1 pseudogene is annotated in these 255 nt (G+C 32.5%); it reads right to left on the reverse strand.

Annotated elements, in window-relative coordinates:
- Positions 1 to 255: pseudogene (locus JFU56_RS22595) on the reverse strand (amino acid ABC transporter substrate-binding protein); the annotation flags it as partial.

Consider the following 255-nt stretch of genomic DNA (forward strand, 5'->3'; position numbering starts at 1 on the left):
TTAAATACTCCGGATCAAGCTTTAAGTAATCACTCATTTGCCTCATAAATAAAGGATCATCGACAATTAAATCTACTTTTTTTGCCAGCAATAGGTTGTATGATTTTTGAATGTCACTTGTAAGTACAACATTAAAACCTAGCTCCATAAGCGTTTGTGTAGAAAAGTCGTTCCTTTGCATAGCAATTTTATAACTTTTAGCTTGCTGTGTATTTTTAATATGAATGTCATCTCGCTCTGAAAGGGCTATAAAAC

Origin of the sequence: Moritella sp. F3 (assembly GCF_015082335.1) — a bacterium.
Classification (GTDB): Bacteria; Pseudomonadota; Gammaproteobacteria; order Enterobacterales; family Moritellaceae; genus Moritella.